The sequence below is a fragment of the Haemophilus haemolyticus M19501 genome, from assembly GCF_000222025.1.
Lineage (GTDB): Bacteria > Pseudomonadota > Gammaproteobacteria > Enterobacterales > Pasteurellaceae > Haemophilus > Haemophilus haemolyticus_G.
Genome location: NZ_AFQO01000002.1, coordinates 45353 through 61702 on the forward strand (window position 1 = coordinate 45353; position 16350 = coordinate 61702).

The following is a 16350-nucleotide window of genomic DNA, read 5'->3' on the forward strand; positions in this document are numbered from 1 at the left end:
AAAATCAATAACTTATTAGTTATTGAAATAAGTAGATAAATAGGATAAATTATGTACGAAATTCTCTTTTACAGAGACCAAAATGACATTGAGCCAGTGAAAGAGTATCTGCTATCTCTGGCTCAAAATGAAAGCAAAGATAGTCGAGTTAAACTGAATAAAATTCGAGATTATGTAAAGTTATTAAGCGACCTCGGGACATCTGTTGGCAAACCCTATGTGAAACATTTAGACGGTGAAATTTGGGAACTTCGTCCAATTAGGGATCGCATCTTGTTTGCAAGATTAATGGATGGTCGCTTTGTCTTACTACATCAATTTATGAAGAAAACACAAAAAACGCCAAAACGAGAAATCCAAACTGCCCAACAACGCTTAAGTGAATTAAAAGAGAGATTGAAAAATGAATAAAATCAGCCCATTAGGTTCAAATTGGAATGAGTTTGAACAGCAAGTTTTCAATGAAGAAGAAATCCGAGAAAGTAATTTGCGTGTAGCCTTAATTAAAGAATTGATTACTTCTCGCCAGCAACTTGGGATTTCCCAAAAACAACTTGAAACCTTAAGCGGTGTGAAGCAACCTATGATTGCACGCATTGAAAAAGGACAAACGAATCCTCAGCTTGAAACGTTGTTAAAATTGCTCGCTCCTTTAGGGAAAACCCTGTCGATTGTGCCTCTAAGGGTAAAAAATGCCTAAGATATACCCGTTATATTGACTTGTTATACTATAAATAATTTTTATTGCGTCTTATTATACGTGGCTTTTTTGACTAGAAAATCGATAAAATCGGAATAGACTGTTCCGAGAAAAGAAAAAATATTGCAAAATAGCCTCAAATTAAGACCTATGTAGAAAAATGATTATATTTAGTAACTTATCCTTAAAACGAGGGCAAACGGAACTTCTCGAAAATGCTTCAGCTACCATTAACCCCAAGCAAAAAGTCGGCTTAGTGGGGAAAAATGGTTGTGGCAAGTCTTCACTTTTTGCCTTATTAAAAAAAGAATTAATGCCAGAGGGCGGTGAGGTGAATTATCCAGCAAATTGGCGGGTGTCTTGGGTGAATCAAGAAACGCCTGCATTGGATATTTCTGCGATTGATTATGTAATTCAAGGGGATCGTGAATATTGCCGTTTGCAACAAGAGCTTGAACGTGCAAATGAACGCAATGACGGTAACGCTATTGCACGTATTCATGGGCAATTAGAAATGTTGGATGCGTGGACAATTCAATCGCGTGCCGCTTCCTTATTGCATGGTTTAGGTTTTAACCAAGAAGAAATCGCTCAACCAGTAAAATCCTTCTCTGGGGGGTGGCGGATGCGTTTAAATTTGGCACAAGCATTACTTTGTCCGTCAGATTTATTGTTACTGGATGAGCCGACCAACCATTTGGATTTGGATGCAGTTATTTGGTTAGAACGTTGGTTAGTGCAATATCAAGGTACCTTGGTATTAATTTCTCACGACCGTGATTTTCTCGATCCAATTGTGACAAAAATCCTCCATATTGAAAATCAGAAGCTCAACGAATATACGGGCGATTATTCTTCCTTTGAAGTGCAACGAGCAACTAAACTGGCACAACAAACAGCCATGTATCGTCAGCAACAACAAAAGATTTCCCATTTACAAAAATATATTGATCGCTTTAAAGCCAAAGCCACTAAAGCCAAACAGGCACAAAGCCGTATGAAAGCCTTAGAACGCATGGAGCTGATTGCACCAGCTTATGTGGATAATCCTTTTACTTTTGAATTTCGTCCACCGCAATCCTTGCCAAATCCCTTAGTGATGATTGAGCAAGCGAGTGCGGGTTATGGCAGCGGCGAAAGTGCGGTAGAAATTTTAAGTAAAATTAAGTTGAACTTGGTGCCGGGTTCGCGAATTGGTTTACTGGGTAAAAATGGTGCGGGAAAATCAACCTTAATTAAATTATTAGCGGGAGAACTGACCGCACTTTCAGGCACGGTACAGTTGGCAAAAGGTGTACAGCTTGGCTATTTTGCCCAGCATCAATTAGATACTTTACGCGCAGATGAATCTGCTCTGTGGCATATGCAAAAACTCGCGCCTGAGCAAACGGAGCAACAAGTTCGGGATTATTTAGGCAGTTTTGCGTTTCATGGCGATAAAGTAAATCAAGCAGTGAAATCATTTTCAGGAGGAGAAAAAGCCCGCTTGGTGTTGGCTTTGATTGTTTGGCAACGACCGAATTTGCTATTACTTGATGAACCAACTAACCATTTGGATTTGGATATGCGTCAAGCATTAACGGAAGCATTGGTGGATTACGAAGGTTCTTTGGTGGTGGTGTCTCACGATCGTCATTTATTACGCAATACCGTGGAAGAATTTTATTTAGTTCACGATAAAAAAGTGGAAGAATTTAAAGGCGATTTAGAAGACTATCAAAAATGGTTGAGTGAACAAAATAGCACACCTGAAAATAAAGTTTCGGAAAAAGTTGGCGATAATGAAAATTCAGTTCAAAATCGTAAGGAACAAAAACGCCGTGAAGCAGAGTTACGCCAACAAACTGCGCCATTGCGTAAAAAAATCACGCAATTAGAAGAAAAAATGAATAAATTTTCTTCTGAGCTTGCGAGCATAGAAAATCAACTGGCCGATGCCGAATTATATAATGCCGAAAATAAAGAAAAATTGACCGCACTTTTGGCTCAACAAGTGGATGTGAAGAAAGCATTAGATGATGTAGAAACGAAATGGATGGCCGCTCAGGAAGAATTGGAAGAAATGCTACAAGCATAAGGATAGATTATGAATCAAAGCCTTTTTTATCATAGCAAACAACAGGAATATTGCCCTCAATGTGGCGCGCCTTTGCAAATTAAACAAGGCAAAAAAGGGCTGTTTTTAGGTTGCTCTGCTTATCCTGAATGTGATTATTTGCGTCCTTTACAACGAGCGGAACATAAAGTATTAAAAACACTTGATGAAATTTGTCCGAAGTGCGGTAATTTATTGCAGTTGAAACAAGGCAGTTTTGGGATGTTTATTGGTTGTAGTCATTATCCTGAATGCGATTTTGTGGTGCGGGAAGAATCTGAATCTGAGGAAAAAATTACTTGTCCTGAATGTAAAACTGGGCATTTGATTTCTCGTCGGGGTCGCCAAGGAAAAATTTTTTACGGCTGTGATAATTTCCCTAAATGTAAATTTTCTTTGCCTACCAAACCTTATTCCGTGCCTTGCCCAACCTGCCATTTTCCACTTTCCTTGTTAAAAAGCGACAATGTAGAGAAAAATGGAGAGAAACAAGTCTTCCAGTGTGCAAATAAAACTTGCCGTCATATTTTTGAGCAATAAAAGTAAAAGAGTTAAATGAATAGAGAACAAATTGCCGAGGCCCTTCGACAAAATCAAGTGGTCGCTTATCCCACTGAAGCTGTATTTGGTTTGGGCTGTAATCCGCAAAGTGAAAGTGCGGTAAAAAAATTACTTGATTTGAAACAACGTCCAGTGGAAAAAGGATTGATTTTAGTGGCACCTAGCTTGGATTTTTTCCGTCCTTTTGTTGATTTTGAACAGATTAACGATGAGCAACTTTCTCGCCTGCAAGGTAAATATGAACGTCCAACAACTTGGATCGTGCCCGCCAAATCGACCACTCCGCATTTTCTCACAGGCAAATTTGATAGCATCGCGGTACGTTTGTGCGATCACCCTTCAGTAAAAGCCTTATGTGAACTCACGGGGTTTACATTAACTTCGACTAGCGCCAATCTGACTGGTGAGTCACCTTGCCGCACCGCCGATGAAGTGCGGTTACAATTCGGTGCGGATTTTCCTGTATTGGATGAACTTGTGGGAGACGCACGCAATCCATCCGAAATTCGAGACTTGCGCACAAATCAACTTTTTAGACAGGGATAATTTATGGATCTTTATGCTGTGTGGGGGAATCCGATTGCGCAAAGTAAATCGCCATTAATTCAAAATAAGTTAGCAGCGCAAACGCATCAAACCATGGAATACATTGCAAAATTAGGTGATCTTGATGCTTTTGAACAACAGCTTTTGGCATTTTTTGAGGATGATGCGAAAGGTTGCAATATTACTTCGCCTTTTAAAGAACGAGCTTATCAGCTGGCAGACGAATATAGCCAAAGAGCAAAACTGGCAGAGGCCTGCAATACGCTAAAAAAACTCGATGATGGGAAACTTTATGCGGATAACACCGATGGGATTGGTTTGGTAACGGATTTACAACGTTTGAATTGGCTTCATCCAAATCAACGCATATTAATTCTAGGAGCAGGCGGAGCAACAAAAGGCGTATTATTGCCACTTTTACAAGCTCAACAAAATATTCTCCTTGCCAACCGCACTTTTTCCAAAGCCAAAGAATTAGCTGAAAGATTTCAGCCTTACGGCAATATTCAAGCTGCCTCAATGGATTCTATTCCACTACAAACTTATGATTTGGTGATTAATGCGACTTCAGCTGGATTAAGTGGTGGAACTGCTCCAGTTGATACTGAAATTTTAAAATTGGGCTCAGCTTTTTACGATATGCAATATGCGAAAGGCACAGATACGCCATTTATCGCATTATGCAAAAGTTTGGGTTTAACCAATGTTAGCGATGGCTTTGGAATGTTAGTCGCGCAAGCAGCACATTCTTTTCATTTATGGCGAGGCGTAATGCCAGATTTTGTGGCGGTTTATGAACAGCTTAAAAAGGAGATGTTATGATGACTCGATGCCCTTGGGTTGGCGAACAACCTATTTATATTGATTATCATGACAAGGAATGGGGTAAGCCTGAATTCGACAGCCAAAAGCTATTTGAAAAAATTTGTTTGGAAGGGCAGCAAGCGGGGCTTTCGTGGATTACAGTTTTGAAAAAACATGAATCTTACCGTGTGGCTTTTCATCAATTTGATCCGAAAAAAATCGCAAAAATGACCGCACTTGATATTGATGCTTGCATGCAAAATACAGGACTAATTCGCTATCGAGCAAAACTTGAAGCGATTGTGAAAAATGCTACAGCTTATTTGGCGATGGAAAAGTGCGGTGAAAATTTCAGTGATTTTGTTTGGTCATTTGTAAATCATAAACCGATTGTCAATGATGTGCCTGATTTGCGATCTGTGCCGGCTAAAACAGAAATATCTAAAGCACTTTCTAAAGCCTTAAAAAAACGTGGTTTCGTCTTTGTTGGCGAAACCACGTGCTATGCGTTTATGCAGTCTATGGGATTGGTAGACGATCATTTAAATGATTGTCCTTGCAAAACTCGCTCGTGTTTATGCTGATCGCGCTCCCATAAATCGGCGTATTTTACAAAGGTTGAATGCGAGGATAACACCGCTAATAAAAATCCTTGTTTGCCATCTAAAAAACCCGCTTTTAACAAATACATCTTCACAAAACAACCGAGCGCATGCGTGATTCCTTGCCAAAGTGTGGCTTTTTTTCCTTTAGCTTGGCGTTGGTCTGCCCAGGCCTTTGCATAACCCGCGGATTTCACTAGATAATGATGAATGCTTTTATAAGTGAAATGCTCTAAATCCCCTGTTAATTTTTCTACTTTTGTCCCAGCTGGAAATTCCACTTTTTCATGCACAAGTGAATCATTATATTGCGCATAGTTTGTGCGATAGAGGCGAACCACATAATCGGGATACCAGCCTGAATGGCGAATTTCACGCCCAAATACTTCACTCACTCGTGGAATTTCATAAACGGTATTTTCTCGATCATTTTTAACCGCACTTAAGATAGCCTGTTGTAACTTGGGCGTAACGCGTTCGTCAGCATCTAACCAGAGTACATAATCACTAGTTACATATTGTTGGGCTAATTGGCGTTGTTTACCAAAGCCTTGCCAGTCGCTATTTTCATAGAATTTCGCCCCATAACTGAGCGCAATTTCTTTAGTGTTATCTGTGCTACCAGAATCTAGAATGATAATCTCATCCACCCAATCTTTTACGGTGTCTAAGCAATTGGCGAGGTCTTGTGCTTCATTTTTTACAATCATCGCAACGCTAATTGTAGGCATATTTTCAATCCTTTTTTTGCTATACTAGCCGAAATTTTTTCAAGTATAACCGAATTTCATTTATGTGGCGTTTTTTTTATACCAGCTTGCTTTTAATCTGCCAGCCGTTGATATTGTGTTTTATTGGCTTGCTCAGTGTTAAATCTCCACGTTATCGTCAGCGTTTGGCTGAACGTTATGGTTTTTATGGCAATGCGTCTTGCCCACCACCACAAGGGATCTTTATCCACGCCGCCTCCGTAGGGGAAGTGATTGCTGCGACACCGCTGGTTCGTCAATTGCAACAAGATTATCCACATTTATCCATTACTTTTACGACTTTTACGCCCACAGGTTCAGAGCGCGTCAAAGCCACTTTTGGAGACAGCGTTTTTCATTATTATCTCCCCCTTGATTTACCTTTTTCGATCCATCGTTTTATTAATTTTGTACAACCTAAATTATGTATCGTGATGGAAACAGAACTTTGGCCTAATCTTATTCATCAATTATTTTTACGCAATATTCCATTTGTTATCGCTAATGCACGTTTATCTGCGCGTTCTGCACATCGTTACGGAAAAATAAAAGCGCACTTACAAACAATGTGGTCGCAAATTAGCTTGATTGCAGCACAGGATAACATTAGTGGAAAACGCTATGCCACTTTGGGCTATCCAAAGGAAAAATTGAATATCACGGGCAATATTAAATATGATCTCAATACGAATGATGAACTATTACGTAAAATTGATTCATTGCGAACGCTTTGGAAACAAGATCGCCCAATATGGATTGCTGCCAGCACGCATAATGGAGAAGATGAAATCATTTTAAAATCTCACCGCGCTTTGTTAGCAAAATACCCAAATTTATTGTTATTGCTCGTTCCGCGCCATCCAGAGCGTTTTAATGTGGTGGCTGATTTACTTAAAAAGGAAAAATTTCAATTTATTCGTCGTTCCACAAATGAATTACCAAATGAAAATACCCAAGTGATTTTGGGCGATAGTATGGGCGAACTGATGTTGATGTATGGCATTTCCGATATTGCTTTTGTGGGTGGAAGCCTTGTGAAACACGGGGGGCATAATCCACTGGAACCTCTTGCGTTTAAAATGCCTGTAATTACTGGCAAGCATACTTTCAATTTTCCCGAGATATTTCGAATGTTGGTGGAAGTGCAAGGTGTGTTGGAAGTTAATTCAACCGCAGATGCCTTAGAACGCGCCGTAGAAGCCTTATTAAACTCAAAAGAAGCCCGCGAACGTTTAGGCAATGCTGGCTATGAAGTGCTGATGGAAAACCGAGGGGCATTACAGCGTTTGTTAGATTTATTAAAACCTTATTTGGAGCGCAATGTATGACGAGCGTGATTTATCCCGGTACCTTTGATCCGATTACGAACGGTCATTTAGACATTATTGAAAGAAGTGCGGTAATTTTTCCTCGTGTTTTAGTGGCGGTGGCGAATAGCCCAAGTAAAAAGCCACTATTTTCTTTGGAGGAACGCGTAGAACTTGTTCGTCAATCTGTTGTGCATTTATCCAATGTGGAAGTGTTTGGCTTTTCTGATTTGTTGGCAAATGTGATTAAACAGCACAATATTTCTGCCATTATTCGCGGCGTACGCACAACAACAGATTTTGAATATGAACTGCAATTGGCTGCCCTTAATCGTTTACTCACAAAAGGCGTAGATAGTCTGTTTTTCCCACCAGCAGAAAAATGGGCGTTTGTTTCTTCCTCCATTGTGCGTGAAATTTATTTGCACGGCGGCGATGTGGCAGAGCTAGTGCCTGTGTCTGTGTTCAATGCGTTAAAAGCACGATGATAAAAACCTTTATTTTTTTAACCGCACTTATCGTTTTATCTGGTTGTGGTTCCGTGGTCAAACTTATCGATCCAACAGAAAAATATACCGCCTATGCAGGGGCTGCTTATGATCTTGAAATGGCGCAACAATGGGGATTGCCAATCTTAGATTTGCCTCTCTCATTTTTATTAGACACCGTATTACTGCCCTATGCGTGGGCTCAATAATTCTTATGAAACTCAATCCTCAACAACAACAAGCCGTTGAATATGTGACAGGTCCTTGTCTTGTGCTTGCTGGCGCAGGCTCTGGCAAAACTCGCGTAATCATTAATAAAATCGCCCATTTAATTGGAAAGTGCGGTTATTCTCCGAAACAAATTGCCGCAGTTACTTTTACGAATAAAGCCGCACGCGAGATGAAAGAGCGTGTGGCACATTCCATTGGCAAAGAACAATCTAAAGGCTTGCTTGTATCCACTTTTCATACGCTCGGTTTTGACATTATTAAGCGTGAATATAAAGCGTTGGGCTTTAAATCAAATATGACTTTGTTTGATGAACATGATCAATTTGCGTTGTTAAAAGAGCTAACCTCTGATGTGTTAAAAGAAGATAAGGATTTATTGCGTGAGTTAATTTCAGTGATTTCTAACTGGAAGAACGATTTGATTTCGCCAAAACAGGCGTTTGCGTTGGCGCGTGATGCAAAATATCAAACTTTCGCAAAATGTTATGAGCGTTACGCCACACAAATTCAAGCTTACAATGCCCTTGATTTTGATGATTTAATTATGTTGCCGACATTATTGTTCAAGCAAAATGAAGAAGTGCGGGCAAAATGGCAGGCAAAAATTCGTTATTTGTTGGTGGATGAATATCAAGATACCAACACCAGCCAATATGAACTGATTAAACTTTTAGTGGGGGATCGTGCTTGTTTTACTGTGGTGGGCGATGATGACCAATCTATTTATTCGTGGCGTGGCGCACGACCAGAAAATATGGTGCGTTTACGCGATGATTTCCCTCGTTTGAACGTGATTAAGCTAGAGCAAAATTATCGTTCAACCCAACGTATTTTGCATTGTGCCAATATTTTGATTGATAACAATGACCACGTGTTTGATAAGAAACTCTTTTCAACCATTGGCGAAGGGGAAAAATTGCTTGTTATCGAAGCAAAAAATGAAGAACACGAAGCAGAACGGATTGTCGCTGAGTTGATCGCCCATCGTTTTAGCCGTAAAACCAAATATAAAGATTATGCGATTTTATATCGAGGCAATCATCAATCCCGATTACTCGAAAAAGTACTGATGCAAAACCGTATTCCTTACAAAATTTCGGGCGGTACTTCTTTTTTCTCCCGTGCAGAAATCAAAGATATGATGGCGTATTTACGCTTGGTCGTAAATCAAGATGATGATGCAGCATTCCTGCGTATTGTGAATACACCGAAGCGTGAAATTGGTACTGCGACGTTACAAAAACTTGGAGAGTTGGCTCAAGAAAAACACATCAGTTTGTTTGAGGCTATTTTTGAGTTTGAGCTTATTCAACGCATCACGCCAAAAGCCTATGATTCATTGCAAAAATTTGGCCGTTGGATTGTCGAACTTAATGATGAAATTCAACGTTCTGAACCTGAACGTGCGGTACGTTCAATGTTATCCGCAATTCATTATGAAGAATATTTGTACGAATATGCAACAAGCCCTAAAGCGGCAGAAATGCAAAGTAAGAATGTCGCCACGCTATTTGATTGGGTTGCGGATATGTTAAAAGGCGATGAAACCAATGAACCGATGAACCTTAATCAAGTAGTAACCCGCCTAACATTACGGGATATGTTGGAGCGAGGCGAAGACGATGATGAGAGCGATCAAGTTCAACTGATGACATTGCACGCATCTAAAGGATTGGAATTTCCTTATGTTTATTTGATCGGTATGGAAGAGGGTATTTTGCCCCACCAAACTAGCATTGATGAAGACAACGTGGAAGAAGAACGCCGCTTGGCTTATGTTGGCATCACAAGAGCACAAAAAGAACTTACTTTTTCCTTGTGTCGAGAACGCCGTCAATATGGTGAATTAGTTCGCCCTGAACCCAGCCGATTTTTAGCTGAATTACCCCATGATGATGTGTTATGGGAACGTGATAAACCAAAACTAACTACCGAGCAAAAACAAGAAAAAACACAAAACCAACTTGATAGATTGAGGGCGATTTTGAAAAGTTAATAAAAATCGGCAGGGAAATTCTCTGCCGATTTTTTACTTTAAAAGTACGGTCATTTTTCGTTTGATTTCCACCAATTTTTTACCGCTCTTTTAATTGCCAATGTAGGGTGGGCGTAAGCCCACGCGTTTAACTAGGATTTATTCCCATCCTACGGGCTGTAGTCTTCCTTATAGTCTGGAAATAACGTGGCAGGCAAACATACTTTTAAAAATTAAAGTAAAAAGGCATAATGGCAACCCCATTTTTTATAATTATTTGTTTTAGGAGCAAAGATGAATATTTTATTATTAGACGGTGGAAAAGCGTTTGGTCATTCGCATGGTGAGTTAAACCACACACTTCACAAAAAAGCGAAAGAAGTTTTGACCGCACTTGGACACAATGTAAAAGAAACCGTGATTGATGCTGGCTATGATGTTGAAGCAGAAATCGAAAAATTCTTGTGGATGGATGCCGTGATTTGGCAAATGCCAGGCTGGTGGATGCACGAGCCTTGGACAGTGAAGAAATACATAGACGAAGTATTAACCGCTGGACACGGCAAGCTTTACCACAGTGATGGCCGTCATCGTGTCAGTCCGACAGAAGGCTACGGCACAGGTGGCTTGTTGCAAGGCAAAAAACACATGCTTTCGCTTACTTGGAATGCACCGATTGAAGCGTTCACCCGTGAAGGAGACTTCTTCGAAGGCAAAGGCGTGGATGCATTATATATGCACTTCCATAAACTCAACGAATTCATCGGCTTGACCCGTCTGCCGACATTCTTATGTAACGATGTGATTAAAAATCCACAAGTAGAACAATACTTAGCAGACTACCAAGCACACTTGGAAAAAGTGTTCGGTTAATAAAAAATCCATCTTCAATACGAAGATGGATTTTTTGTTTATTTCCTTGAGATTGTTGTTATTTAACAACTTCCCCACAAATCATATTCATCAGAATTTGTGATGGTGACTTTAATCACGTCGCCGACTTTGACATTGATTCCGCTTAAATTATCGACATAAACTAACCCATCCACTTCAGGGGCATCAGCTTTGGAGCGGCCAATAATGCCTTCTTCGTCAATTTCATCCACTAATACGTCAAGGGTTTTACCGATTTTTTGTTTTAAACGGTTTGCAGAAATTTCCTGTTGTAATTGCATGAAACGATGGAAACGTTCTTCTTTCACATCTTCTGGTACTTGGTCTGCCATATCTGTTGCAGGTGCGCCTTCAACGGGGCTGAATTTAAAACAGCCTACGCGATCAAGTTGGGCTTCTTTTAAGAAATCGAGCAGTAATTGGAAATCTTCTTCGGTTTCACCTGGGAAACCGACAATAAAGGTGGAACGCAATGTTAAATCTGGGCAAATTTCACGCCATTGTTTAATGCGTTCTAAAGTGCGGTCAATACTGCCCGGTCTTTTCATTGCTTTTAAGATTTTCGGGCTGGCGTGTTGTAATGGAATGTCTAAATACGGCAAGAGCGTACCATTAGCCATTAATGGAATTAAATCATCCACATGAGGATAGGGATACACATAATGTAAGCGAACCCAAATGCCAAGTTTGCCAAGCTGTTTACAAAGCGTCATTAAATCATTTTTAATTGGCATGCCATTCCAGAAAGCTGTTTTTACACCGCCCTCTTGGCGTTTTAAATCCATGGAATAAGCGGAAGTGTCTTGTGATACCACAAGTAATTCTTTTACGCCTGCTTCGGCTAAACGTTTTGCTTCGTCCAAAACTTGCGTAATAGAACGGCTTTCTAAATCTCCACGCATAGATGGAATAATACAGAACGTACAACGGTGATCACAGCCTTCAGAGATTTTCAAATAGGCATAATGTTTTGGTGTTAGTTTCACGCCTTGTTTTGGTACTAAGCTGGTATAAGGACTATGTGTCGGTTTTGGCACGTATTTGTGAACTTGAGCCATCACTGTTTCATAACTATGTGGGCCGCTGACTTCCAAAACTTTAGGATGCACTTCACGAATTTGGTCTTCTTTTGCCCCCAAACAGCCAGTTACAATGACGCGTCCATTTTCTTCCAATGCTTCGCCAATCGCTTCCAGTGATTCCTGCACGGCACTATCAATAAAGCCACAAGTGTTCACAATCACTAAATCGACATTTTCATAGCTTGGCACAATGTTGTAACCATCGGTGCGTAGTTCCGTTAAGATTCGTTCAGAATCTACTAAGTTTTTTGGGCAACCAAGGCTTACAAAGCCAATGCTTGGGGTTGAATTTTGCATAAAATAACCGTTCTTTCGCTCTATAAAATTTCAAACGCAAGATTTTACTCAATTTTCGCAAGAAAGGCGATAAATTAAAGGCTTGGAAGGGTAAAGATTTTAAGCTAAGTGATGTAGAATAGACGATTATGTCGGATTCATTTTTATCATTATGGAAAATTCATCTTTACTTTTAACCGCACTTTTCGATCCTTATCACTTAATTATTTTTAGCAAAATGCTATTGGCGATGGTGCTTGGAAGTGTTATTGGCTTAGAGCGTGAGCTTAAGCGCAAACCTGTGGGCGTGAAAACTTGCGCTATTATTGCTGTCACCACTTGTGTGCTAACGATTGTTTCGATTCAAGCCGCAGAGCATTATGCACAAGTTTCAGAAAATATTCGTACGGATCCGATGCGCCTTGCGGCTCAAGTGATTAGCGGCATCGGTTTTTTAGGTGCTGGTGTGATTTTGCATAAGAAAAATGATGCGATTTCAGGTTTAACCACTGCGGCGATTATTTGGGCTTCTGCGGGGATCGGTATTGCTGCTGGTGCGGGCTTCGTGTTTGATGCGGTTATCGCAACGGTGATGATTTTGGTGTCTATTCGATTAAGTCCATTAGTGCAACGTTGGGTACATCGTAAATCACAACGTCGTCGGACGAAATTCAATATTCTTGTCAATGATGCGGAAAGTATTGGAAAAGTCACCCAATTGTTAGTAAACAATCAGTATCGTATTGAACATATACAGGTGAAAGATCAAAGTAGTGGTGAAGTGCGGTTACAAATTCGCTGTTTTTCCATTGATTCTACAATGTTGAAAGATGCGTATGCATTGTTGAAAGCGGAAGAAGGTGTGATGAGTGTTGAAGTAGATAACTAGAAAAAGAGCGGTCGAGTTAAATTTTATTTTAAATTGACCGCTCTTTTCTATTTCTTATTTAATTTCTTTCGCAAAATGTAAATTTCCATGAAAAATACTTGATTTTGCTAACGCTATCTTGTAATTAATAATTCTATTCAAACACAACAAATTAAGGAAACAACAATGAAAAATGTAGGCTTTATCGGCTGGCGCGGAATGGTGGGTTCCGTATTAATGGATCGTATGTCGCAGGAAAATGATTTTGCGAATCTTAATCCCGTATTTTTTACAACTTCTCAAGCAGGTCAAAAAGCCCCTGTATTTGGTGGCAAGGATGTAGGCGAACTTAAAAATGCATTCGATATTGAAGAACTCAAAAAATTAGACATTATCGTGACTTGCCAAGGTGGCGATTATACCAATGAAGTTTATCCAAAATTAAAAGCAACAGGCTGGGATGGTTATTGGGTTGATGCCGCATCTGCATTACGTATGAAAGATGATGCAATTATTGTGCTGGATCCGGTAAACCAACACGTGATTTCTGAAGGATTGAAAAAAGGCATTAAAACCTTCGTGGGCGGCAACTGTACCGTGAGCTTAATGCTTATGGCTATCGGCGGTCTATTTGAAAAAGATCTGGTGGAATGGATTTCTGTGGCAACTTACCAAGCGGCTTCAGGTGCAGGCGCAAAAAATATGCGTGAATTACTTTCACAAATGGGATTATTAGAGCAAGCAGTTTCAAGTGAATTAAAAGACCCTGCTTCATCTATTTTAGATATTGAACGTAAAGTGACGGCAGAAATGCGTTCTGATCGCTTCCCAACCGATAACTTTGGTGCAGCATTAGGTGGTAGCTTAATCCCTTGGATTGACAAACTTCTTCCTGAAACAGGACAAACTAAAGAAGAATGGAAAGGCTATGCAGAAACCAACAAAATTTTAGGTTTAAGCGACAATCCAATTCCTGTTGATGGTTTATGCGTACGTATCGGTGCATTACGTTGCCATAGCCAAGCATTCACTATCAAACTGAAAAAAGACTTACCATTAGAAGAAATCGAACAAATTATTGCATTACATAATGAATGGGTGAAAGTGATTCCAAACGACAAAGAAACCACATTGCGTGAATTAACGCCAGCGAAAGTAACGGGTACATTAAGCGTGCCTGTTGGTCGTTTACGTAAATTGGCAATGGGCCCTGAATATTTGGCTGCCTTTACTGTGGGTGACCAATTATTATGGGGCGCGGCAGAGCCAGTTCGCCGTATTTTAAAACAATTGGTAGCATAATTGGCAGAGTGCGTGAAGTAAAATCTCACGCACTTTTTCTTTCTTTTGTATGCGTTGATGTATCCTATCTAAAAACTTATGAATCGAGAGTCCAACTTTACTCAATTTGCCTTTACCGAACTGTTACCTTTTTTCAATCAATTTCCAACGCAATATTTCATTAGCAAAAATAACGTTCAAATCGCTTATCGTCATTTAACACACGCTAAAAGTGCGGATAGAAAATTGATGATTTTGGTGAGTGGTCGTGCTGAAAATATGTTGAAATGGTCAGAGCTAGCTTATGATTTTTATCATCAAGGCTATGATGTGTTGCTATTTGATCACCGTGGTCAAGGCTATTCAACCCATTTGTTGAAGGATTCTGAAAAAGGGCATTTAGACGAATTTCGTTTCTATGTCGATGATATGGCGAAAATCATCGAAAAAGTGACCGCACTTTTTAATTATTCCACCCAGCATTTGCTTGCTCATTCGATGGGTGCATTGATTGCAACGTATTATTTGGCAAATTGTGATCATCGCATTAATAAAGCTGTGTTTTCTTCACCTTTTTACGGTATTCCTTTAAAGCACCCTATTAGAGATGAACTGATTATTGCCCTGATGAATATGTTAGGGCAGGACGAGCGTTATGTTTTTGGTAAAGGGCCTTATCAACAAGCCCACTTGGAATACAATGAACTAAGTTTCTGTAAAACCAGAATGAAATGGATGAATCGTGTCAATCGTAAAAATCCAGCAATTCATCTTGGCGGACCAACGTTCCGTTGGGTTCATTTGTGTTTAAATGCAATTAAACGCTTGCCGAAAGTTATTCCTAAGATTGAAATTCCAATCCTAATGTTACAAGCTGAAAAAGAAAAAATCGTAGATAACAAAAATCTTGAAAAATTAGCCGCACTTTTTCCGAATTCTCAATGTAAAGTTGTATTCAACGCTAAACATGAGGTGTTATTTGAGCAAGATGAATTGAGACAGGAAACAATATCTAAGATTTTAGTATTTTTGAATGATGAGTAGATTTTTATTCAATAATATATTTAATGTGTAGATAAAATATTCAAACAGGTGTGTTTTTCAAAAAATGGTTTGACATATTTTCTAAAAAACGTATTATACCGCTCACACCGATTGTGGTGAGATGGCCGAGCAGGCTGAAGGCGCTCCCCTGCTAAGGGAGTATGGGGTTAAAAAGCTCCATCGAGGGTTCGAATCCCTCTCTCACCGCCATTGTTTGTTTTATTTATTCTGCACCCGTAGCTCAGCTGGATAGAGTACTCGGCTACGAACCGAGCGGTCAGAGGTTCGAATCCTCTCGGGTGCGCCATTTTAAAACGGCTCTATCTTCTAAAAATGGTCATGAATAATTAAAGCATCATCTACGCACCCGTAGCTCAGCTGGATAGAGTACTCGGCTACGAACCGAGCGGTCAAAGGTTCGAATCCTTTCGGGTGCGCCATTTCATTTTATTCAAGTCTATTGATTTCCAGTTACTTTCTAATAATCACAGTATTTGTTATATTGTAATTATCTTTTATTTGTAAAATTTTTAAATTATGACAAGACAATCTTTGCCTCGTGGCTTTAGTTTATTTTCTTGGGGATTAGCTATTTTTTGTGCTCCTGTATTGTTATGCCCGATGGCTCTGTTGCTTTCCACTACATTTGAGAAAAATTCAAACTTAGAAACTTGGCAAGTTAATTTATTCTCAATATTTTTTTTGATTTATCCTATTATTCTTGCGGTGGTAGCTCGAATTTTATATCGTCTACATCAGAGAAAGCCAAAATTGGCTTTTAAATTATTGGTAGTAAGTGCGGTCATTTTTTATGTAGTTTTAATTATGATTTGTAAAATCGGTTTAT

General features: G+C 39.6%; 18 protein-coding genes and 3 tRNA genes. 19 read left to right on the forward strand and 2 right to left on the reverse strand.

Annotated features, from left to right (window positions below; genetic code table 11):
• Positions 1-51: 51 nt before the first annotated feature.
• The 7 genes from toxT (at position 52) to GG9_RS08000 (ending at position 5290) form a co-directional block, all read left to right on the forward strand.
• Positions 52-411: a type II toxin-antitoxin system toxin ToxT gene (gene toxT / locus GG9_RS08030; RefSeq protein ID WP_005629949.1), complete on the forward strand. Its 360-nt coding sequence runs from the start codon at positions 52-54 to the stop codon at positions 409-411.
• Complete coding sequence (gene toxA / locus GG9_RS08025; protein WP_005629951.1) at positions 404-700, forward strand: type II toxin-antitoxin system antitoxin ToxA; 297 nt, start codon at positions 404-406, stop codon at positions 698-700. The genes toxT and toxA overlap by 8 nt, the downstream gene beginning before the upstream one ends.
• A 160-nt stretch (positions 701-860) precedes the next feature.
• Complete coding sequence (locus GG9_RS08020) at positions 861-2777, forward strand: ABC transporter ATP-binding protein (protein WP_005629954.1); 1917 nt, start codon at positions 861-863, stop codon at positions 2775-2777.
• Between the two features lie 9 nt (positions 2778-2786).
• Complete coding sequence (locus GG9_RS08015) at positions 2787-3335, forward strand: DNA topoisomerase family protein (protein ID WP_005629957.1); 549 nt, start codon at positions 2787-2789, stop codon at positions 3333-3335.
• A gap of 15 nt (positions 3336-3350) precedes the next feature.
• Positions 3351-3902, forward strand: coding sequence for an L-threonylcarbamoyladenylate synthase type 1 TsaC (tsaC, locus tag GG9_RS08010; protein WP_005629960.1), 552 nt, complete (start codon positions 3351-3353; stop codon positions 3900-3902).
• A gap of 3 nt (positions 3903-3905) precedes the next feature.
• Complete coding sequence (gene aroE / locus GG9_RS08005) at positions 3906-4724, forward strand: shikimate dehydrogenase (RefSeq protein WP_005629964.1); 819 nt, start codon at positions 3906-3908, stop codon at positions 4722-4724.
• Complete coding sequence (locus GG9_RS08000) at positions 4721-5290, forward strand: DNA-3-methyladenine glycosylase I (protein ID WP_005629967.1); 570 nt, start codon at positions 4721-4723, stop codon at positions 5288-5290. Before aroE ends, GG9_RS08000 begins: the two co-directional genes overlap by 4 nt.
• Here the strand turns inward: GG9_RS08000 and GG9_RS07995 are convergent.
• A complete protein-coding gene (locus tag GG9_RS07995; RefSeq protein WP_005629970.1) occupies positions 5245-6039 on the reverse strand; it encodes a glycosyltransferase family 2 protein in 795 nt (264 codons plus the stop codon). The genes GG9_RS08000 and GG9_RS07995 overlap by 46 nt on opposite strands.
• A gap of 62 nt (positions 6040-6101) precedes the next feature.
• Between GG9_RS07995 and waaA the strand changes: the two genes are divergently transcribed.
• The 5 genes from waaA (at position 6102) to GG9_RS07970 (ending at position 10931) form a co-directional block, all read left to right on the forward strand.
• Positions 6102-7385, forward strand: a complete 1284-nt coding sequence (waaA, locus tag GG9_RS07990; RefSeq protein ID WP_005629972.1) for a lipid IV(A) 3-deoxy-D-manno-octulosonic acid transferase — start codon at positions 6102-6104, stop codon at positions 7383-7385.
• Positions 7382-7852 (forward strand): pantetheine-phosphate adenylyltransferase, encoded by a 471-nt coding sequence (coaD, locus tag GG9_RS07985; RefSeq protein WP_005629975.1) that lies wholly within the window; start codon positions 7382-7384, stop codon positions 7850-7852. Before waaA ends, coaD begins: the two co-directional genes overlap by 4 nt.
• A complete protein-coding gene (locus GG9_RS07980; RefSeq protein ID WP_005629976.1) occupies positions 7849-8061 on the forward strand; it encodes a YceK/YidQ family lipoprotein in 213 nt (70 codons plus the stop codon). The genes coaD and GG9_RS07980 overlap by 4 nt, the downstream gene beginning before the upstream one ends.
• 5 nt (positions 8062-8066) lie before the next feature.
• The gene (gene rep / locus GG9_RS07975; RefSeq protein ID WP_005629978.1) at positions 8067-10079 is read left to right on the forward strand and encodes a DNA helicase Rep; all 2013 of its coding nucleotides are present in this window, start codon (positions 8067-8069) and stop codon (positions 10077-10079) included.
• A 273-nt stretch (positions 10080-10352) separates the two neighbouring features.
• Entirely contained in the window at positions 10353-10931 is a 579-nt protein-coding gene (locus tag GG9_RS07970; protein ID WP_005629980.1) for an NAD(P)H-dependent oxidoreductase, read from the forward strand.
• 62 nt (positions 10932-10993) lie between these two features.
• Here the strand turns inward: GG9_RS07970 and rimO are convergent, their stop codons facing one another.
• Positions 10994-12331: a 30S ribosomal protein S12 methylthiotransferase RimO gene (gene rimO / locus GG9_RS07965; RefSeq protein WP_005629982.1), complete on the reverse strand. Its 1338-nt coding sequence runs from the start codon at positions 12329-12331 to the stop codon at positions 10994-10996.
• 151 nt (positions 12332-12482) lie between these two features.
• Between rimO and GG9_RS07960 the strand changes: the two genes are divergently transcribed.
• The 7 genes from GG9_RS07960 to GG9_RS09225 form a co-directional block, all read left to right on the forward strand.
• On the forward strand, positions 12483-13199 hold the full coding sequence (locus tag GG9_RS07960) for an MgtC/SapB family protein (RefSeq protein WP_005629983.1): 717 nt from the start codon (positions 12483-12485) through the stop codon (positions 13197-13199).
• A 165-nt stretch (positions 13200-13364) separates the two neighbouring features.
• Positions 13365-14480: an aspartate-semialdehyde dehydrogenase gene (asd, locus tag GG9_RS07955; protein WP_005629985.1), complete on the forward strand. Its 1116-nt coding sequence runs from the start codon at positions 13365-13367 to the stop codon at positions 14478-14480.
• 78 nt (positions 14481-14558) lie between these two features.
• The gene (locus GG9_RS07950; protein WP_005629987.1) at positions 14559-15503 is read left to right on the forward strand and encodes an alpha/beta fold hydrolase; all 945 of its coding nucleotides are present in this window, start codon (positions 14559-14561) and stop codon (positions 15501-15503) included.
• Positions 15504-15618: 115 nt separating this feature from the next.
• Positions 15619-15713: transfer RNA gene (locus GG9_RS0108405), tRNA-Ser, on the forward strand.
• Between the two features lie 20 nt (positions 15714-15733).
• Positions 15734-15810: transfer RNA gene (locus tag GG9_RS0108410), tRNA-Arg, on the forward strand.
• Between the two features lie 56 nt (positions 15811-15866).
• A tRNA-Arg gene (locus tag GG9_RS0108415) sits at positions 15867-15943 on the forward strand.
• A 97-nt stretch (positions 15944-16040) separates the two neighbouring features.
• Positions 16041-16350, forward strand: a 310-nt coding sequence (locus GG9_RS09225; RefSeq protein WP_080563564.1) for a DUF5389 family protein, incomplete at its 3' end; no start/stop codon positions are given.

What these genes read in the sequence shown, in the direction of transcription:
- asd (WP_005629985.1), top strand. Translation starts at nt 13,365, where the DNA reads ATGAAAAATGTAGGCTTTATCGGCTGGCGCGGAATGGTGGGTTCCGTA.
- GG9_RS08000 (WP_005629967.1), top strand. Translation starts at nt 4,721, where the DNA reads ATGATGACTCGATGCCCTTGGGTTGGCGAACAACCTATTTATATTGAT.
- tsaC (WP_005629960.1), top strand. Translation starts at nt 3,351, where the DNA reads ATGAATAGAGAACAAATTGCCGAGGCCCTTCGACAAAATCAAGTGGTC.
- toxA (WP_005629951.1), top strand. Translation starts at nt 404, where the DNA reads ATGAATAAAATCAGCCCATTAGGTTCAAATTGGAATGAGTTTGAACAG.
- toxT (WP_005629949.1), top strand. Translation starts at nt 52, where the DNA reads ATGTACGAAATTCTCTTTTACAGAGACCAAAATGACATTGAGCCAGTG.
- rimO (WP_005629982.1), bottom strand. Translation starts at nt 12,331, where the DNA reads ATGCAAAATTCAACCCCAAGCATTGGCTTTGTAAGCCTTGGTTGCCCA.
- GG9_RS07960 (WP_005629983.1), top strand. Translation starts at nt 12,483, where the DNA reads ATGGAAAATTCATCTTTACTTTTAACCGCACTTTTCGATCCTTATCAC.
- rep (WP_005629978.1), top strand. Translation starts at nt 8,067, where the DNA reads ATGAAACTCAATCCTCAACAACAACAAGCCGTTGAATATGTGACAGGT.
- coaD (WP_005629975.1), top strand. Translation starts at nt 7,382, where the DNA reads ATGACGAGCGTGATTTATCCCGGTACCTTTGATCCGATTACGAACGGT.
- GG9_RS08015 (WP_005629957.1), top strand. Translation starts at nt 2,787, where the DNA reads ATGAATCAAAGCCTTTTTTATCATAGCAAACAACAGGAATATTGCCCT.
- GG9_RS07950 (WP_005629987.1), top strand. Translation starts at nt 14,559, where the DNA reads ATGAATCGAGAGTCCAACTTTACTCAATTTGCCTTTACCGAACTGTTA.
- GG9_RS07980 (WP_005629976.1), top strand. Translation starts at nt 7,849, where the DNA reads ATGATAAAAACCTTTATTTTTTTAACCGCACTTATCGTTTTATCTGGT.
- GG9_RS08020 (WP_005629954.1), top strand. Translation starts at nt 861, where the DNA reads ATGATTATATTTAGTAACTTATCCTTAAAACGAGGGCAAACGGAACTT.
- GG9_RS07995 (WP_005629970.1), bottom strand. Translation starts at nt 6,039, where the DNA reads ATGCCTACAATTAGCGTTGCGATGATTGTAAAAAATGAAGCACAAGAC.
- aroE (WP_005629964.1), top strand. Translation starts at nt 3,906, where the DNA reads ATGGATCTTTATGCTGTGTGGGGGAATCCGATTGCGCAAAGTAAATCG.
- GG9_RS07970 (WP_005629980.1), top strand. Translation starts at nt 10,353, where the DNA reads ATGAATATTTTATTATTAGACGGTGGAAAAGCGTTTGGTCATTCGCAT.
- waaA (WP_005629972.1), top strand. Translation starts at nt 6,102, where the DNA reads ATGTGGCGTTTTTTTTATACCAGCTTGCTTTTAATCTGCCAGCCGTTG.